The sequence below is a fragment of the Segatella oris genome, from assembly GCF_900637655.1.
Lineage (GTDB): Bacteria > Bacteroidota > Bacteroidia > Bacteroidales > Bacteroidaceae > Prevotella > Prevotella oris.
The window spans coordinates 2,660,061-2,674,849 of sequence record NZ_LR134384.1 but is presented as its reverse complement, the minus strand read 5'-3'; the positions used below and the strand labels follow the sequence as shown (position 1 = coordinate 2,674,849).

At 42.1% G+C, this 14,789-nt stretch carries 13 protein-coding genes and 2 pseudogenes; 11 read left to right on the top strand and 4 right to left on the bottom strand.

What is annotated here, in order from left to right; translation table 11 throughout:
- Nucleotides 1-124 precede the first annotated feature (124 nt).
- From EL210_RS11240 to EL210_RS11190, 11 genes are all read left to right on the top strand, one after another.
- On the top strand, nt 125-1,318 hold the full coding sequence (locus EL210_RS11240; protein ID WP_018919649.1) for a pyridoxal phosphate-dependent aminotransferase: 1,194 nt from the start codon (nt 125-127) through the stop codon (nt 1,316-1,318).
- 210 nt (nt 1,319-1,528) lie between these two features.
- Nucleotides 1,529-2,365, top strand: coding sequence for a MotA/TolQ/ExbB proton channel family protein (locus tag EL210_RS11235; RefSeq protein ID WP_004371574.1), 837 nt, complete (start codon nt 1,529-1,531; stop codon nt 2,363-2,365).
- A 30-nt stretch (nt 2,366-2,395) separates the two neighbouring features.
- Nucleotides 2,396-3,037, top strand: a complete 642-nt coding sequence (locus EL210_RS11230; protein WP_004371572.1) for an ExbD/TolR family protein — start codon at nt 2,396-2,398, stop codon at nt 3,035-3,037.
- 3 nt (nt 3,038-3,040) lie between these two features.
- Nucleotides 3,041-3,685 carry an ExbD/TolR family protein gene (locus EL210_RS11225; protein WP_018919648.1) on the top strand — a complete coding sequence of 215 codons (645 nt, stop codon included), beginning with the start codon at nt 3,041-3,043 and terminating at the stop codon, nt 3,683-3,685.
- A 37-nt stretch (nt 3,686-3,722) separates the two neighbouring features.
- Nucleotides 3,723-4,562, top strand: a complete 840-nt coding sequence (locus EL210_RS11220) for an energy transducer TonB (RefSeq protein WP_004371569.1) — start codon at nt 3,723-3,725, stop codon at nt 4,560-4,562.
- A gap of 9 nt (nt 4,563-4,571) precedes the next feature.
- On the top strand, nt 4,572-5,528 hold the full coding sequence (locus EL210_RS11215) for a PstS family phosphate ABC transporter substrate-binding protein (protein WP_018919646.1): 957 nt from the start codon (nt 4,572-4,574) through the stop codon (nt 5,526-5,528).
- A gap of 77 nt (nt 5,529-5,605) precedes the next feature.
- Nucleotides 5,606-7,039 (top strand): tetratricopeptide repeat protein, encoded by a 1,434-nt coding sequence (locus tag EL210_RS11210; protein WP_018919645.1) that lies wholly within the window; start codon nt 5,606-5,608, stop codon nt 7,037-7,039.
- 244 nt (nt 7,040-7,283) lie between these two features.
- Nucleotides 7,284-7,985 carry an ABC transporter ATP-binding protein gene (locus EL210_RS11205; protein WP_018919644.1) on the top strand — a complete coding sequence of 234 codons (702 nt, stop codon included), beginning with the start codon at nt 7,284-7,286 and terminating at the stop codon, nt 7,983-7,985.
- Entirely contained in the window at nt 7,978-8,748 is a 771-nt protein-coding gene (locus EL210_RS11200; protein ID WP_018919643.1) for a hypothetical protein, read from the top strand. Before EL210_RS11205 ends, EL210_RS11200 begins: the two co-directional genes overlap by 8 nt.
- Nucleotides 8,749-8,765: 17 nt before the next feature.
- A complete protein-coding gene (locus EL210_RS11195; RefSeq protein ID WP_018919642.1) occupies nt 8,766-9,620 on the top strand; it encodes a hypothetical protein in 855 nt (284 codons plus the stop codon).
- A 2-nt stretch (nt 9,621-9,622) separates the two neighbouring features.
- Entirely contained in the window at nt 9,623-10,069 is a 447-nt protein-coding gene (locus EL210_RS11190; protein WP_026285887.1) for a nucleoside deaminase, read from the top strand.
- 27 nt (nt 10,070-10,096) lie between these two features.
- On the opposite strand, the gene EL210_RS11185 is transcribed toward EL210_RS11190, so the two are convergent.
- From EL210_RS11185 to EL210_RS11165, 4 genes and pseudogenes are all read right to left on the bottom strand, one after another.
- On the bottom strand, nt 10,097-11,083 hold the full coding sequence (locus EL210_RS11185; protein WP_018919640.1) for an esterase-like activity of phytase family protein: 987 nt from the start codon (nt 11,081-11,083) through the stop codon (nt 10,097-10,099).
- Nucleotides 11,084-12,505: 1,422 nt separating this feature from the next.
- Nucleotides 12,506-13,555 (bottom strand): annotated as a pseudogene (locus EL210_RS11175) (relaxase/mobilization nuclease domain-containing protein).
- Entirely contained in the window at nt 13,539-13,907 is a 369-nt protein-coding gene (locus EL210_RS11170) for a plasmid mobilization protein (protein ID WP_018919637.1), read from the bottom strand. Before EL210_RS11170 ends, EL210_RS11175 begins: the two are co-directional and overlap by 17 nt.
- Before the next feature lie 419 nt (nt 13,908-14,326).
- Nucleotides 14,327-14,788 (bottom strand): annotated as a pseudogene (locus tag EL210_RS11165) (DUF3408 domain-containing protein).
- Between the last annotated feature and the right edge of the window lies 1 nt (nt 14,789).

Here is a 14,789-nt window from a genome sequence, read left to right as displayed (position 1 = left end):
TTGTTTGTAGGTTATGACTCATATGATTGGAGAAGATTTAACAAAAAAAACATTGAATTATATTCACTGTAACGGATAAATTGTTTATATTTGTAGTAGATTTATTAACCAAAAGTTTAGCGTTATGGGACAATTGTCAAATCGTTTAATTCGACTTGCACCATCAGCAACACTTGCTATGTCGCAAAAGAGTAGTGAAATGAAAGCACAAGGTATTGATGTAATCAATATGAGTGTTGGTGAACCAGACTTTAATACGCCAGAGAATATCAAGGAGGCAGCCAAGAAAGCGATTGATGAAAACTATTCCAAGTATTCTCCTGTCCCAGGCTATGCTGATTTACGGAAAGCCATTGTTGCAAAACTGAAGCATGAGAATGGTTTGGACTATTCGGTGAGTGAGGTGCTCGTCAGTAATGGTGCAAAGCAAAGCGTCTGCAATACTGTGATGGCTTTGATTAATGATGGCGACGAGGTAATTATCCCTGCTCCTTATTGGGTGAGCTATCCGCAGATGGTAAAGCTGGCAGGTGGTAACCCTGTAATTGTCAATGCAGGGTTTGATCAGAATTTCAAAATGACACCTCAGCAGCTTGAAGCTGCCATTACACCAAAAACAAAGCTTCTAATTCTTTGCTCACCAAGTAACCCTACAGGTAGCGTTTATACCCAGGAGGAACTTGATGCGTTAGCTGCTGTCATCAAGAAACATGAAGATCTCTATGTCTTAGCTGATGAGATTTATGAGCATATTAACTATGTGGGTAAGCATGCAAGTATTGCTAAGGTGGCAGGAATGAAAGAGCGCTCTATTATAGTGAATGGTGTTTCCAAAGCGTATGCCATGACGGGATGGCGTATCGGATATATTGCTGCGCCGGAATGGATAGTCAAAGGTTGTAATAAACTGCAAGGACAATATACGAGTGGCCCTTGTTCTGTCAGCCAGAAAGCTGCGGAGGCGGCCTATACCTTGGATCAAGGTTGTGTTGAACAGATGCGCTTGGCTTTTGAACGTCGTCGTAATTTAATAGTCAAACTGGCAAAGGATATTCCTGGGTTGGAGGTTAATACTCCCGAAGGTGCTTTTTATCTTTTCCCGAAATGTAGCAGTTTCTTTGGAAAGACCGATGGTCAGATAACTATTAATAATGCGACAGATTTTGCACTCTACTTGTTGGAAAAAGCACATGTTGCAACCGTTGGTGGGGATGCTTTTGGTGATCCCGAATGTTTTAGAATGAGCTATGCAACCAGTGATGACAATATTAAGGAAGCAATGAAGAGAATAAAGGAGGTTTTAACAAAATTGAAATAACAATGCGTTGATAAGGGAAGTTACGTGAAGTGATGTTGCTCTTTTAATGAGAATCTATCGTTAAAACTTCTTAATTCGATGCTTAGTTATTCATAAATTGCTATCTTTGCCAAACAAAAAGAAAGCAATTTATGTGCGAACCTTTTGCAAATAACATTTATATCAGATAATATATCAATTTATAATAACTAAAAAATAAAAGTTTAAATTATGGCAACTACACAAAAAACAGCCAGCCCTAAGAAATCTCAGGGCTTTCAGGGAGTAAGAGGTGCATTCTGGATTATCGTCGTTTGCGCTGCAATCGCTTTCATTTTGTTCTACACATGGTTTGGTGATGCAAGTCACTTCCAAGGTGGTGATTCTAATGGTGCACCTGCAGATGTATGGGGAACTATCTTTAAGGGTGGTATGATTGTGCCTGTTATCCACACATTGTTGCTTACAGTATTGGCAATGTCTATCGAGCGTGTTCTCGCTATGAAGACAGCTTTTGGTAAAGGCTCACTGCCTAAGTTTGTTGTAAATATTAAGGCTGCGTTGAATGCAAACGACTTTGCACAGGCTCAGCAGCTTTGCGATAAGCAGAGAGGTTCTGTCGCTAATGTTGTTTATGCATCGTTGAATGCTTACAAAGATATGGAGACAGGTGCTAATGCTTCATTGAAGAAGGCACAGAAAATTGCTAAGATTCAGCAGGCTCATGAAGAAGCAACACAGCTTGAAATGCCTACATTGACAATGAACCTTCCTATCATTGCGACCATCGTAACATTGGGTACTTTGACCGGTCTTCTTGGTACTGTAACTGGTATGATTAAGTCATTCTCTGCTCTGTCTGCTGGTGGTGGTGCTGACTCTGCTGCACTTTCAGCTGGTATTTCTGAGGCTTTGATCAATACTGCATTCGGTATTTTGACATCATGGTGTGCTGTTGTATCTTACAACTACTTCACTAATAAGGTTGACAAGCTGACATACGCACTCGACGAGGTAGGTTACTCAATTGCTCAGACATACGAAGCTAACCACACAGAAGAAGCTTAATTTTTGCTAACCCTTTAAAAATTTATCGCTATGGGTAAAGTAAAAATTAAGAAAAGTGACGTTTGGATCGATATGACGCCTATGTCAGACGTTATGACCTTGTTGCTCACCTTCTTTATGCTGACGTCAACATTCGTCAAGAATGAGCCGGTAAAGGTGAACACTCCAGGTTCAGTGTCTGAAATAAAGGTGCCTGAGAACGGCGTCCTGACTATTCTGGTCAATCCTGAAAAGGATGCAGCCGGTAGGCCAACAGGCGAAGGTCAGGTGTTTTTGAGTTTGGATAATACAGATCAGCTGGGGCAGGTTCTTGATAATATGGCCAATAAGTTTGGCGTAAAATTGAGTGCTGCACAGAGCAAGGTTTTCAAGACAGAGTCTACATTCGGTGTTCCAATGAATGAACTTAGCGGTTATCTGGCTTCTTCTACGGTAATGCGTCATAAAACTCTTCCTACGAAGGGTATTCCTATGGATAGCATTAAGGGTGGTATGAGCGAGTTTCAGCAGTGGGTTGATGCAGCACGTACTGTCAATGACAATATCAAGATTGCACTCAAGGCTGATGCTTCGACACCTTATAAGACTGTCAAAAAGGTAATGAGTGAACTCCAGGATATGGATGAGAGCCATTACTATATGATTACACAGCTTAAAAAACAGGGGGACTAATCAATGGCAAAGAAAGAAAGCAAACAAAAGAAGATGACGGTTCGCGTAGACTTTACGCCTATGGTGGACATGCTCATGTTGCTGATCACGTTCTTCATGTTGTGTACATCACTTAGTAAGCCGCAGACCATGGAGTTGACGATGCCAAGTAATGACAACGTTACAAACGATCAGAAGAGCGAAGCCAAAGCTTCTGAAGCAATTACAATTTATGTGACTGCCGATAATAAGATCTATTATGGTGAAGGTGAGCCCCAATATAATAATCCTACATGGATTAAAGAAACAACATGGGGTAATGATGGAATTCGCAAAGCATTGAGAAATCATGCTACTGCAAATGGTACCAAACCTGTAACCCGTATAGAACTTGCAGTGAAGGAGTTGAATGCTGAGAAGGCTAAGGATCCTAAGATGTATCCAGATAGCATATATCAAAAGAAACTTAGTAAGCTCAAGGCTGGTGAACTCAAGGATGGGAAAATTCCTACCTTGACCGTTATCATCAAGCCTTCAGATAATGCCTCTTATAAGAATATGGTCGATGCACTCGACGAAATGCAGATTCTAAGTATTGGTACTTACGTCATCGATAAGCTTAATCCTGATGATCTTCATTTGTTGAAGCTCAGAGGAGTGAAACTCTAATTGATGAAGTAACGAAACAATTAAAATATAGAAACAAATGGCAAAAATAGATTTGTACGATCCTAAATGGGTCGATATGGTGTTCGCCGACAAGAACCAAGCTTATGGAGCCTATAGACTTCGTAAGGGAACTTCCGGACGTAACATCAAGGCACTCCTTATCTTGATCATTGCTGCTGCACTCGTTGGTGGTTTCCTCGCATGGAAGGTCATTTCACAGAGGAATGCTGAAGCGCAGCAGGCTTATATGGAAGCTATGCAACTTGCAAAACTCCAGCAAGAGGCTAAGAAAAACGAGAAGAAGGAAGTTGTTCAGCCAAAGGTTCAACCCAAGAAGGAAATTCCTGTAGCACGTGAGACTCAGAAGTTCGTTGCTCCTGTCATCAAGAAAGATGAACTTGTAAAAGAGTCTAATACGCTGAAGCAGATGGATCAGTTAGATGATAAAGTCGCTGTCGGTACAGAAACTCATGAAGGTACGAAGGATCGTACTGTTGAGGCTGTGCGTAATGATATTGCAGTGGCTACTCCTCCACCAGCTCCAAAGGAAGAAGTTACACAGAAGGTTTTTGATGTCGTTGAGGTGATGCCGTCATTTCCAGGTGGTCCAAGTGCATTGTTGCAGTATCTTAGCTCACATGTGAAATATCCGGTTGTTGCTCAGGAAAATGGTATCCAGGGCCGTGTAACGATTTCGTTCGTTGTTGAGCGTGATGGTTCTATCACTGATGTACGCGTTGCAAAGTCTGTCGATCCTTCACTTGATCGTGAGGCTGCTCGTGTCGTAAGTAGCATGCCACGTTGGAATCCAGGTAAGCAGAATGGTTCTGCCGTACGTGTGAAGTTCAATGTTCCTGTGCAATTTAAGTTACAGTAATTGAAATAAATGAATAAGAATTTATCTTATATATTTATTGGATTATTCCTGACTTTGGTTGGCTTCTCATCTTGTGGGAAGAAAACCAAAGGCAGTAGAACCGATACTCCTACGTCAGGGACGATTGAGTTCGTCTCTGACGAGAGTTTCAGTCCCTTTATAGAAGAAGAAAGGCAGCAGTTTGAATTTGAATATCCCAAGGCACATCTGAAAGCACTTTATGCTGATGATATTACGGGGTTCAAAAGGCTCCAAGATTTGAAGACGTGTCTTTTCTTTACATCTCGTGATTTGAAACCAAGCGAAGTTGCTTATTTCAAATCCAAAAATCTTATTCCAAAGACTTTTCCCATTGGCTATGATGGCTTAGCTTTCATTGTTAATAAAAACAATAATGATACTTGTATTACAGTTAATGACATCAAAAAGGTGTTGGGAGGTAAGGTAAAATACTGGAGTGAAATCTATCCAGGATCAAAGCGTGGAAGCATTGAAGTGGTTTTTGATAATCCTGCTTCTGCAACATTGCATTATGTGATTGACTCTATCATGGACGGTAAGAACCTTACTGCCGGCAACATTGTTGCTGCCAAGAACAGTAAGGCTGTCATTGATTATGTCGACAATAACGAAAATGCAATTGGTATTATCGGCTCGAATTGGCTTAATGATAAGCGCGATTCAACCAATACCACTTTCAAGAAGAATGTTCATGTCATGTCTGTATCCGTAAAGGATAAGGCGACCCCTATGAATAGTTGGAAACCCTATCAGGCTTATTTGCTTGATGGTCGTTATCCGTTTGCCCGTACTTTATATGCCATTGTAGTTGATCCTTATCAGGCTCTACCTTGGAGTTTTGCCAACTATATTACGGGTCCCAAAGGCCAGTTGATACTATTTAAGACGGGGTTGCTACCTTATAGGGGTGACATCACCATAAAAACTGTTAATATTAAGAGATAGTCAATTAGAGAGTTAAACTTTCCTCTCTGTTGTTCGTCATAAGACACAGTTAGGTTTTAATTAAAAAAAGGAAGAGTATGAAAAAGATTAAATATGTAGTAGCAGGATTACTGATGATGGGATTGTCAGTTCCAGCCATGGCACAGAATGCCAACTATAATGCGATGTTAAAGCCTATTGAGCAGTCTCTTAAGGCTACTCCTAATATGGATGCCAAGACTTTAAAGAATCTCATTAAGGACTATCAGAAGGAATTCAAGAAAGAACCTAAGGCACTTGTGGCATTGGGTGAGGCTTTATTGATGAACAAGCAGTATGATGAAGCAACCAATATTGCGAATGCCGTAGTTGCAAAGTATAAGGATTGTGGTGATGCTTATATCCTTTTAGGTGATATTGCTGCCATGAAAGATGATGGTGGTAATGCCGCTATGTGGTATGAGCAGAGTATGTCTATGGATCCAAAGAACCCTCAGGGCTATATGCGCTATTCAAATGTCTATAGAAAACGTAGTCCGGAAGAGAGTGAGCGAGCACTTAATCTGTTGAAACAGAACTGCCCGGATTTCCCTATTGAGGCTGAAGCAGGTAATAACTTCTACCTTGCCGGAAACTATGCTAAGGCTTATGAATACTTTTCTAAGACTAATAAGGATAAGCTCGAAGAGTATTATCTTGTAGGTTATGCCGTTTCTGCTTATATGGCCAACAAGAAGGACGAAAGTCTTGATATCTCAAAATTTGGTATTCAGAAGTTCGCCAAGGACATTACTTTTGATCGTGTAGCTCTTTGGAGTGCTGTAGATTTGCAGAAGAATGACGAGGCAATTAATTTTGCAAAGGTTATCATCAACACCGATTCTGTTGAAAAGAGTGCCCGCGACTATATTTATTATGGTCTTGCCCTTAAGGGTAATAAGCAGTATGATGAAGCAATTGCCCAGTATCAGAAAGCCTTTGATCTGACGAAGGACGATTACAAACCATATCAGTATATGGCTGATACCTATGCAGAGATGGGGCAGGAAGACAAGGCATTGGAGTGCAATGAGATTTATATGGCACACAACCAGAATGCTACTCCGTCTGACTTTGCAAAGTTAGCTAACATCTATGTTCAAAAGGCAGAGAAGGCAGGACCTACCAAGCAAGCTAACCTCGATAAGGCTTATGGTATCTATAATCAGATGGCAGAGAAGTGGCCTACTATTGCAGCGTGGGTTAATAATATGGCCGGTATGCAGGCATCTAAGGCAGGTCAGGACGAGAAAGGTGCGGAATTCTTCCAAAAGGCAGTTGATTTGTTGGCCAATAAAGCTGACCGTCAGGAGGATGAAACTTCTACTTTGAAATCTGCTCTTGCTAACCTTGGCTACTATTACTGGGTCACCAAGAACGATCTTGAAGCTGCAAAACCATACTATGAGCAGCTTGTCAAACTCGATCCTGAAGATAAGAACGCACGTGCAGCCCTTGGTCTTGATGCTCAGGAAGAGGCTCCAAAGCAGTAACAAACAGCGTTATATTTAATATAGTTAAGCGAGTTGGAATTTGTTTCCTGCTCGCTTTTTTGTTGTGTAAATTCAGTTTGGCTCAGAGCTTGTAAGATATGAGTATGCGAAGAAATAAATTCACTTGTCATATTGCATTCAAATGAAAAAAATATATAATAGGAATTGTAGCTTCCCGATAATTTTATAACTTTGCAGTTATCAGACAGTTTCCTACTTTTCGATAAAATTTCAAGTGATATCTATGAAAATAAACAATCTCTGTTTCTGTTATCCTAAGCATCATTCGCCTGTGTTCAGCAACTTCAGTCTGCAACTACAGCCAGGCAGGATCTATGGACTTTTGGGGCCGAACGGTGCAGGAAAGTCCACCTTATTATATATGATGGCCGGTTTGCTGACTCCAGATAAGGGCAGCGTGACTCTTGGTGGCGTTGATGTTCGTAAGCGCAAGCCTGTCACGATGCGTGAAATCTTCCTCGTTCCTGACGAGTTTGAACTGCCTAATGTCACGCTCCGGCAGTATATCAAGACAAACAGCGTATTCTATCCTCACTTTTCTCAGGACGACATGAATCTCTATCTGCAAACCTTCGGAATGACTGCCAACGTGTATTTAGGCGATCTTTCACTCGGTCAGCGCAAGAAGATTTTCATGAGTTTTGCCATGGCCACACACACGAAGATACTGCTGATGGATGAGCCTACCAACGGTCTCGATATTCCAGGGAAGCGCCAGTTTCGTACTTTCATCACGAAGGGTATCGGCCCAGACCGTATATTTATGATTTCAACACACCAGGTGAAAGATATTGAAAGCGTACTTAATCATGTGTTGCTGATTGATAGAAGTGAGGTTATTCGTAACGAAGAGCTTCAGGCAAACATTGATCTTGAAGCCTATTTTGAGGAAGCTATGCACGGAAAGGAGGTACACCATGACTAATAATTTCTTTGATTTTAAGCGTTTCTTGTGTTATTTAGGCAAACTGTGGACCGAACAGCGACGCACAATTCTCTTTTCGGCAGCCATTCTGTTGGGTATCCTTTTCATCATAGAGATGTGGACTTGCCTGATTTCCTATGCTTCTATCTATGAGCCTGAAGACGGGACAAAGGCTTATGATGCAGGGAAAACAGCGCTCATTGTATGGGGAACACTGTTGCTTTATACAGGAGCTTGCATCTCGGCCACACGGATTTTCACCGACGGACAGCAGAAAGCAGGGCGCATTCACGTGCTGACCATACCCGTGAGCATGTTTGAAAACTGGCTCGCTCGTACGCTGTTGTTTGTCGTGGGCTATTTTGTGGTGTTCCATGTGATATTCTATGCGCTCGAAATCATGCGTTATTTACTCCTTTCCTCGGCGTTTCCAAATGTAGATATCAGGATTGCTCACCCTGTCATGTGGTTGGGTTTTGGCAGTAATGGCCTGCTGAATATCCTGTATGCCACGGCATGGTATGTCTTTGCCGTTTCGTTCTTTATGCTCGGCAGTTTTGTTTTTCCGCGCAAACCACTGTTAGGAACCACCATCAGCGCCTTTGTGTTGTTGCTCATCGGAGGCCTTACTCTGTTGTTCTTCAATGCCGACAACAACGCTTCTTTCTATATTTTGACTGCGTGGGTGGGCTTGCTCGGACTTGTAAATCTGTGGCTTTCCTATCGCCGATTGTGTGAATTGGAAGTGATTGACCGTATGTAAAAGAAGGAGGAGCAATAATGAAAACAACAACAAAGATAATCCTTGGACTCATTGCTGCAAGCTACCTGATGCTTGTGATGACTTCAACCATGTCGTTGGAGCAGCCGGCCAGAATATTCCAAACCTGCATAAGAGGAACGTTAAAGACGCAGAAGCTCACGGCCATTCAAGCTTTTGTGGCCTTAGATCCCTATGATGAAGAGAGTCAGAACTACATCATAGAGTTGGTTTCTGACGATAATGCCCGTGAAATCACGGTTGATTATCCTTCTGAACTCGTAGAAGTGAAGATGAAAGGCACGATGCTTGATATTATTACCAGTAGCGAAGTGGGAAAAACAAAGGCTGAAGGAAGGACGTTTGAAATTGTGGAAAAGAAAGAGGAAGAGCAAACCTCTGAAGAAGATTACGACACTGATTACAGCTCACAAACTGCGGTCATCATTGTCAATATGCCTAAGGCTACGTTGCTTCAGCTGCTTGCCAACCCTAAAAGTCTTAACTTGAAAGGTGGCTCCTTGAATATAGCAAATCTCAAAGCTGACACCTTTGATTTCCGTAGAAAGGTTGAATTGTTGTTAGACGGCTGCAATTTTCAACGGGCAACCATTGATATCGGGACGCATGGACTGGGCTTAACAGATACACATATCGGTCAATTTACATTCTTTGCAACCGAAGATACCATCAACAGTAGGTCGACAACAATCAGTGAAGGCAAAGGAACTGCGATTGAAAATCTGTTGTTGAGAACCAACACGGATATGAACCTCGACTATTCCTGCTATAAGCATATCAATGTAGAGCAGTATGGACAGACCATGGTCAGCATCAATTTTACCAATGTATCGAGGAAATGTTCACTGAAATAAACATGAAAGAAACTGACAACAAGGACGAACAATACATGCGAAAAGCCCTCTATGAGGCAGAAAGGGCAGCCGAAGAGGGAGAAATACCCATTGGAGCTGTCATCGTCTGCAAGGATAGAATCATCAGCAGGGCACACAACCTGACCGAGAAACTGCATGATGTCACGGCGCATGCCGAGATGCAAGCCATCACGTCGGCAGCCGATTTGTTAGGTGGGAAGTATCTCTCTGACTGCACACTCTATGTGACCGTGGAACCTTGTGTGATGTGTGCCGGAGCCATAGGCTGGGCACAGATTGGTCGCATTGTCTATGGAGCAAGCGATGAAAAACGGGGCTATCAGCTTTATGCACCACGTGCTTTTCATCCTAAAGCCACGGTGACTTGTGGTGTGCTTGAAGCCGAATGCCGCCAGCTGATGCAGGAGTTTTTCAAGCAGAAAAGATGAAAACGAAAGATTGTTTCAGTCCCTTTGTCAAAAGACAATCGTGCGGAAATAGTCTTTCAAGACGCCTTTGTAACGATCTTGACTGTCAGCACAGAATACGATTACATGCCTCCCGTCGCTCAACCGAGGGCCTTCGCACATACCTTCATAGTTGGCAAAGTCGCTGTCTACAAGGCGAAGCCATGTTCGCCAGCCTGCAACAAACTGTTTACGAGGGTTACCAGGCTTAATGCGAAACATCTTATTCATCACCCAACTGTTGAGTTTCAGCGCCCTGATGTATAGCTCTCGTTCGAGCACGAGTATGGTTCCATCGTCTAAAGCCAGCAAGTCGGCTACGCCATAAGCATGTCGGTTGTCAGCTTTGTTGGACGATTCGAGCGGTTCATCAATAAGATAAGAATACTCTTTTTCTTCTTTCAAGTCGGTTGTCAGCTGTTTTAAGCGTACTAACAAGCCATTATCTCCGATGAGTGGTGACTCATTCATTGTGAAAAGTCGATTGCGACGGCGGTCGAAAGTGAGGCTTTCTATACTGCGGTTCACGTGACATCGTCGCTGATAGTCGCTGATAACCGCCCTGTTGACAGTCTTTTGGCTTTTCATGTCATAGTCGATAATTTCTGAAGAAGCCTCATTGCCGATGTAGAGATGCTTCGTCAGAGGATTATAGGCAATGGCTTCCTCGTCGTTGTTTGCACCTGCAAGCATTGTGAACCCCTTGTTTTCTACTTGTTGGATGTCGCCATTCGCTGTCAAAGTGATATGAAAAGTATAGAAGCCTGCATGCTGACCTTTGTCGGTTACAACGGCATAATCATCATTTCCCAAACAGGTAATGCCACTGTAGTTGCCGGGAGGAATGGTCTTTATTGCATGCTGCGGAAGCAGTGTCGCATGCAGAGAGTCGTTGAATTCGGTCGTGTCGACAGGGCCTAAAATGCCATATCCCTCTGTGAGAAAGGTGATTTGCAATAATATGATGATGAATAAAACTACACGTCTGAAATTCATAAGCAAAACGTTTTGATGAGAGGCGTCTCTCGTTATCCCATGGGTTTCTCTATGGAAACAGCCGAACATTCAATGTTGCAAAGGTAGAAAAAAATGTTTTTAGCTTGCTCATAATGTGTATAATAATCATTAAAAGGGACGATTTTGAATATTGTCAGCGTAGCCTATATTGCATGTGATAAGCTGAAATCCCTATAAACGAATAATGTGTTAATATTTGTCAGCAATGTTTACAACGGTCTTTACATAGCTCGCGTATTTGAAATGAAAGACTATCTCGCTCCAAATACGGGCTGTATTTTGGCAGTTCATAACGCATTGGCTATCAGGATATTGCAAAAATCAATACAAAATAAAGACTAAAATAACACTGAAATTCCATGCAATCTACGTCAAATCATCTCACCGTCAGACTTAAATCACTGCGCTTTTTGAGGCAAATAGCAGCATCAAACACCTTTGTTCGGGATAAGCAATTGAAACTATTCAAAAGCAAAGATTTATCCCCAATTCGTGTAATCCATATCTGTTTGCATAATCATTTGACATAGATTACTCTGCTTTTTGACTCAAATCACCATGCAACTTGCGTCACTTTACGTCGTAAAATGACTCAAATAAGCATGCGTTCTATACCCTGTCGTGTGGTAATCTCCACCCTATTGTTTCATCGTAATGACCATGTGGCAAGATAACAGGCGAGAGGTGGGAGGGCAACTCGGTACGAGTTGTGCTTTTGAAAGCCCCACGTCGGCGAGCGAAGTGAGCCTACGTGGGGATAAAATGGACGTATGAAATGAACCCGGAACGGGTTCAGCTTTTTCGTATCCGCCACGTAATTGGAAGAAGCAAAACCCGTACCGGGTTTGAAAACCACGCGTTATCACTTCCACGAGGTAGGCTCGTTCCTCGCCAACCACGGGCTTTCAAAAGCATAACTGCTACGCAGTTACTACATGAGAAATGTCTCATCGCATAACACAATATCCGTTGTCACTCATAGGAACGAAAGTCGGGATAGCCCAGCATGGCACTCATCGCACGACACAATATCCATTGTCATCATATAATAACAGGTAGTTTTATAGAACAATATATACCCAATCATGTGACAATCTCTATTAAATCGTGTGGCAACTTGACTCAAATTAGGCTGTAACTTGACTCAAATTACACGCTAAGATAATTATTACAATGTATCTATTTGAAAATAAAGAAGTTACCTTATTGGTATAACTAAACTGGTAACGATTTGGAAACGAGCAAGCTACTTGGCTTCGCTGTTTTCTGCCTAACAAAGAACGCTTGTTATTCTGTCTGCAAAGATAATACTTTGTTACCGAATAACAAGCGTTTTTAATGAGATATTCTTCTTTCTGCACTTTTCTAATGCTATTCGTAGTTGGAATGGAATTACATACCTCATCCTCGCTTCTTTCTGTTTGCTTGGTTTCTCAGCTTGCGTTGCCATGCAACTTCGATATAGTCATCGCTATGCGCAGATGGTGTAATCAAATCGCCTAATCCTTCCACTAATTCGTCAGCTGCGCTTATGGTAGTGTCAGCCACTTCACTGATTAGATTCTTCGCTTGTAAGGTATCACTGTCTCGTGAGATAGAAGAACGGCTCTTGGGAACAAGTTGATAACCTGTATCAGGTTGTTCGCTCTTTTCTGTTGCCTTCTGTATTATTTGGTTAGGTTTCTTTGCTTTTTCTTTGCTAGTTGATTCAAAGTTTTTCTGCAAGGAATGATAGCCAAACTCCCTACCGATTTCGGAAGCCTTGAAAGTCATTCCTTCGTATGAGAACTTCAAGCCATAGACCTTGTCCTATTTGTTCTTCATACGCTCAATACCAATGCTATTCCTGCTCAATTCATAGAGAAATATAGAATGCCCAGCGATGCCTGTGCCTTTGTATTGGTTGAGTAGGGTATAACAAATTTGCTGTACTTTTTGTTTGGTTTGCTCTCTTGTTGGATTGGCATTTGCATTCTGATGTTTCTTTTTCGCCTTGACCTCCTTTGTGATGGTCATGCCATACTTACGACTGAGTTCCTCTGCCACTCTTGCTGCCCTATTGTTCACAAAGGTGGTATCATAGACCTCTCCGTAAAGGCTGATGCGGTTGGCAATGATATGGATATGCCTGTTATCGGTGTCCTTGTGTGTTACTGCCACCCATTGGTGGTTGTCAAGTCCCATTTGTTTGGCAAACAGATGAGCTATCCGCATGAGTTCTGACACAGGCAGCTTTTTCTCATCTTGAGGTGCAATACCGATTTCGATACGCAGGAACTTATTCCTGCAACGACTGTTATAACCGCTGACCATCTTCATTTCCTCGTAGATAGCCTTCGGTTCTCTGCTGCAAAGATTATGTAAGGCAAGTCGACTACTAAGCTTGCCCTCTCTGAAAATATATTCCAGCGCATTGCTGCCATGCGCAATTGCTCTACATTTTCCTATCATTCTCCATTAGATTTAAGAGTTTAATTACCCTTTCCTCAATGTGGTATTTGGGATTGAAGAAACGCTTAAATGCCTCCCTTGCCAGATAAGAAAGACTTTGGGTAATCAGTACCCATGCATCATCCTTTACCTTGATAAGATTGGAAATATGTAAGAAGTAGGTCGTTCGTCTGAGTAGTTCGATGGCTTCCCTTTCATTGTCGGTCATCTTAGGGACGGCAATTACCTCATCATTCAGGAGTATCTCACGGCAGTAGTCTGAGAACTTCCGCCCTGTACTTTCCGACTTCGACTTGATAAGCTGCTTTTCTTCTAAGGTACACCTTATCTTGATGAACTCCGTCTTATTCATCCTCACTTCTTCCTTACCTCGTTGCTGTCACTTGGCAGTCTTTCTGTTATATCTGTCCATATAAGTTTCTTTGAAAGTTAATCATTGCAGATGATTTATTATTGCTTAATTTCTGGACACTGACCGATGAGAACAGAGTGATTACGGTCTAATCTCCCCGATAACTTAGCAAGGGGAGCAAACGCTGTTTGTGGGTACAAACTGACGTCTTGCAATGCTACCTAACAGACCGTTTACGCATAAAGCGTTTTGTAGTAGAAAAGCGGATGTTATGCATTCAGTATCTAACAGCGTTCGTGGCGTTCCACCATTCAGTATTTTTAGCAAAAGTTCGTTGTCTTACTCTCTGAAAAGTGTCGAAGGTTTTTGAGTGAAGAGGCGTTCCTTTTTCCCTAAACCCTCGACCTTTTTATTACGGTTCACAGTTTTCTCCATTTCTCTATGTCCTCACCATATTCATCCAAATGTGTGCGGATGATATTTTCCACAAAGCTTGAGAGGTTGGAACTCTTGTCACCCAACCAGCGTACGATGAAGTCTGCATATTCCTGTGTCTCCCTGCTCAGGTAAACCGCCTTTCTCTCATATAGCTTTGTTGGAACAAGGAACGCCTACTTGTATGCGTCGAGTGTCTCTTTTCTCATCTTGGCACTGATGCGTCTTTGAACGGTTGTGTTCTCTGTATGCTGTGCAGGCTCGGCTGGCGTAACATATTTTATGGCATGTTCTGTTTCTTGTTGTTTTTGCTCTTGAATATTTTTCATTCCCTTTGCTCGAAATTCAGCTACGGTTTGTTCACTTGAACTTTCAGCTTGGCTCATACTGAAAGATTTCCTGATGGTATTTTCCATTTCCTCTTTGCTGACTGCTTTCTTTTCCATA

Coding starts and splice junctions, on each gene's coding strand:
- EL210_RS11185 (WP_018919640.1), bottom strand. CDS start 11,083: ATGAATTTCAGACGTGTAGTTTTATTCATCATCATATTATTGCAAATC.
- EL210_RS11195 (WP_018919642.1), top strand. CDS start 8,766: ATGAAAACAACAACAAAGATAATCCTTGGACTCATTGCTGCAAGCTAC.
- EL210_RS11210 (WP_018919645.1), top strand. CDS start 5,606: ATGAAAAAGATTAAATATGTAGTAGCAGGATTACTGATGATGGGATTG.
- EL210_RS11205 (WP_018919644.1), top strand. CDS start 7,284: ATGAAAATAAACAATCTCTGTTTCTGTTATCCTAAGCATCATTCGCCT.
- EL210_RS11230 (WP_004371572.1), top strand. CDS start 2,396: ATGGGTAAAGTAAAAATTAAGAAAAGTGACGTTTGGATCGATATGACG.
- EL210_RS11220 (WP_004371569.1), top strand. CDS start 3,723: ATGGCAAAAATAGATTTGTACGATCCTAAATGGGTCGATATGGTGTTC.
- EL210_RS11190 (WP_026285887.1), top strand. CDS start 9,623: ATGAAAGAAACTGACAACAAGGACGAACAATACATGCGAAAAGCCCTC.
- EL210_RS11170 (WP_018919637.1), bottom strand. CDS start 13,907: ATGAATAAGACGGAGTTCATCAAGATAAGGTGTACCTTAGAAGAAAAG.
- EL210_RS11215 (WP_018919646.1), top strand. CDS start 4,572: ATGAATAAGAATTTATCTTATATATTTATTGGATTATTCCTGACTTTG.
- EL210_RS11200 (WP_018919643.1), top strand. CDS start 7,978: ATGACTAATAATTTCTTTGATTTTAAGCGTTTCTTGTGTTATTTAGGC.
- EL210_RS11235 (WP_004371574.1), top strand. CDS start 1,529: ATGGCAACTACACAAAAAACAGCCAGCCCTAAGAAATCTCAGGGCTTT.
- EL210_RS11225 (WP_018919648.1), top strand. CDS start 3,041: ATGGCAAAGAAAGAAAGCAAACAAAAGAAGATGACGGTTCGCGTAGAC.
- EL210_RS11240 (WP_018919649.1), top strand. CDS start 125: ATGGGACAATTGTCAAATCGTTTAATTCGACTTGCACCATCAGCAACA.